This is a genomic window from Shewanella sp. 1180_01 (assembly GCF_052850535.1).
This window is the reverse complement of record NZ_VXCT01000109.1, coordinates 1-3,057: the sequence shown is the minus strand read 5'-3', so window position 1 is coordinate 3,057 and position 3,057 is coordinate 1. Positions and strand designations below refer to the sequence as shown.

The following is a 3,057-nucleotide window of genomic DNA, read 5'->3' as shown; positions in this document are numbered from 1 at the left end:
CTAATCCGCATAAAAATACCATTTTCAACACTAATCTAGCGTAATTAATTTATTAGTTGTTTTCAACATCGTTATTTTTGGAACTCTCCAGCTAAGTAGTGATAACAAAACAACACGGTTAAGCTTCCGGTTTACAGCATTGCATGCACCATCGCGTAACCTCAGCAATGGAACAATCACAAAACCGCGTACAAGATCACGTTTCGCGTGATTATGTCGGTATTAGTCACTAATTTTAATAAAGAAACTTAGGTTAGAATGGTTTAGCTACTATACTAATTGCGAAGTAACGACTAACCCAAATTATTTACTACATTTAATCATAACTATACGAGTGAAATATTATGTGGAAAAAATTAGAGCCTTACCGCTCATCAATAATCTTGCTATTAGCGCTCATCATCGGTGCGATTTTTGGTCTCGTTATGCCAGAACTTGCTATCAAAGTAAAACCAATCGGTCAAATCTTTCTAAACCTTCTTTTTATGGTGATAGTTCCTTTAGTTTCACTCAGCGTTATGTCTTCTATCGCGAGTATGACGGACCTAAAAAAACTCGGTAAAATTCTTGTCCTTGTCCTCGTTATTTCAATTGCAATGGCCTTCTTCCCAGCACTGGGTATTGTTGGTATTGCACAGATGTTTGATATATCTCAAGGTGTAACTATCGACCTAAACCAAGAGTTTACTGGCGGCAACGGAGGTATGGACTTCGTTAACATGTTCACAACGAATGACTTTGTGGGCCTGTTGTCTAAATCAAACATTCTTGCGCTGATCATCATGTCTGTAATGGCGGGGATTGCAACTAGCCAAGCAGGTGAGAAAGGCAAGAAAATCGCTGAACTTATCGATGCAGCTAACGCCATAGTAATGAATATTGTTGGATTAATAATGAAGCTAGCGCCTGTAGGTCTAGGTGCATTCTTCGCTGCGACAATGGCATCACAAGACAGTTCAATCCTTGTTCCTTTGGGAACAGTTATTGGCCTGTTATGTGGCTACATGCTGCTTTACTATGTTGTAGGAGGGTGTATTTACTCATACATCGGTGGCGGTGTGAACGGTGTCAAACACTTCTGGAAATACGCAGCAGCGCCTTCAATTACGGCACTGGGAACCTGTTCATCACTAGGTACTCTACCAGTAACCATCAAAGCGGCTGAAAATATGGGGATCAGAAAAGATATCTACAATATTTGTATCCCACTGTTTGTAAACCTAAACAAATCTGGTGTAGCCATCACTGCGGCAATCAAAGTGGTCTTCATTTATGCAGTGCTCGGTCTACCATTCACATTTGATATATTCGTAATGACTATGGTTATCGCGGTGCTATCAGCCATCATCATTGGAGGCGTACCTGGCGGGGCTTTCCTAGGTGAAATTTTCATCGTAACCACGTTAGGTCTGCCGCTTGAAGTAATCCCAGTTCTGGTTGTGATTGGCACCGTGTGTGACGCTCCAGCAACGGTCCTAAACGTAGTTCACGACATCAACGCAACTCAAATAGTTGAACGCTTCATGGGAAAAGAAACACAGCAACAGCAACAAGAACAATCCCAACCTGTTGAACAACTAGCATAGGAAATAGAAAAATGACAAGTAAACATATCGAAACAAAGTTAGTTAACGCTGGTCGTAAACCCCGCTTCCTACAAGGTTCTGTTAACCCAGTAATCCAACGCGCTTCTTCATTAGTATTTGAAAGTGTTCAACAGAAACAACACGCAACGGAAAATCGTGCAAAAGGTGAGTTGTTCTATGGCCGTCGTGGCACACTTACTCACTTCGCACTGCAAGATGCTATGTGTGAACTTGAAGGTGGTGCTGGTTGTTACCTATACCCTTGTGGTGCGGCAGCAATTTCAAACGCTATCTTGGCATTCGTAGAGTCTGGCGACCACATTATCATGACAGGCGCCGCTTACGAGCCAACCCAAGATTTCTGTAACGTGGTACTGAAAGGTATTGGCGTTGAAACAACTTACTACTCTCCAACCATCAGCGCTGAAATTGCTGAACTAATACAACCAAACACTAAAGTAGTATTCTTAGAGTCACCAAGTTCTGTGACGATGGAAGTACAAGATATTCCTAGTATTGTAAATGCTGTTCGTACGGTTTCTGAAGACATTATTATTATTATGGATAACACATGGGCTGCTGGTATTCTTTTCCCTGCACTTGAGTATGATATTGACATATCGATTCAAGCGGGGACAAAGTACATCGTTGGTCATTCTGATGCCATGCTTGGTACTGCTGTAAGTAACGAACGTTGTTGGGATCGACTCAGAGAACGTTCTTATCTAATGGGTCAAATGGTGGATGCTGATACGGCTTATGTCGCAATGCGTGGTCTGAGAACAATGGGGATTCGTCTTGCTCAGCACGAGAAATCAAGTATTGAAGTTGCCAAATGGTTGGAACAACGTCCAGAGGTGGCAGTTGTGAACCACCCCGCGCTGCCTAGCTGCAAAGGTCATGAATTTTATATTCGAGATTTCAAAGGGTGTAACGGCCTATTCAGTTTTGTTCTGAACAAAAAGCTGTCTCAAAAAGAGCTAGAGTTGTATTTAGATAACTTTGAACACTTTTCTATGGCTTACTCATGGGGTGGCTACGAATCATTGATTCTAGCTAACCAACCTGAAAGTCTGAATTATATCCGCCCAGCAAACCCAGTGGATTTTGAAGGTACGTTGATTCGCGTTCACATTGGCTTAGAAAATGTGAACGACCTTATCGATGATCTTGAGAAAGGTTTCGACCGTATTTACAAATGATTTCAGCAGCACCACAGATGGGTTTGGTGCTATTTGAGAATAGATAATGAGACTGAAGAATCTTATAAGATTTTTTTGACGTTCATATAAGCACCTAAGGTGCGTTTAAATTAAGCAGAAAACCTTAAGTAATAATAAATGACCAATCTGTTGACCACCGATTGGCGACAAGTAACCGTTAGGAAATAAAAACCGTCTTTATTGGCGGTTTTTAGTAACTAAAGTTTGAAATAAAAACTGCTTTTAGAGCGATCACTCTAAGCCATTTC

Annotated in this window: 2 protein-coding genes; both read left to right on the top strand. The window is 41.2% G+C overall.

The window, feature by feature from the left end:
- Positions 1-344: 344 nt before the first annotated feature.
- Positions 345-1,586: a dicarboxylate/amino acid:cation symporter gene (locus FW758_RS24160; RefSeq protein WP_446446785.1), complete on the top strand. Its 1,242-nt coding sequence runs from the start codon at positions 345-347 to the stop codon at positions 1,584-1,586.
- An 11-nt stretch (positions 1,587-1,597) separates the two neighbouring features.
- Positions 1,598-2,788: a cystathionine beta-lyase gene (gene metC, locus FW758_RS24155; protein WP_446446784.1), complete on the top strand. Its 1,191-nt coding sequence runs from the start codon at positions 1,598-1,600 to the stop codon at positions 2,786-2,788.
- The last annotated feature ends 269 nt before the right edge of the window (positions 2,789-3,057 follow it).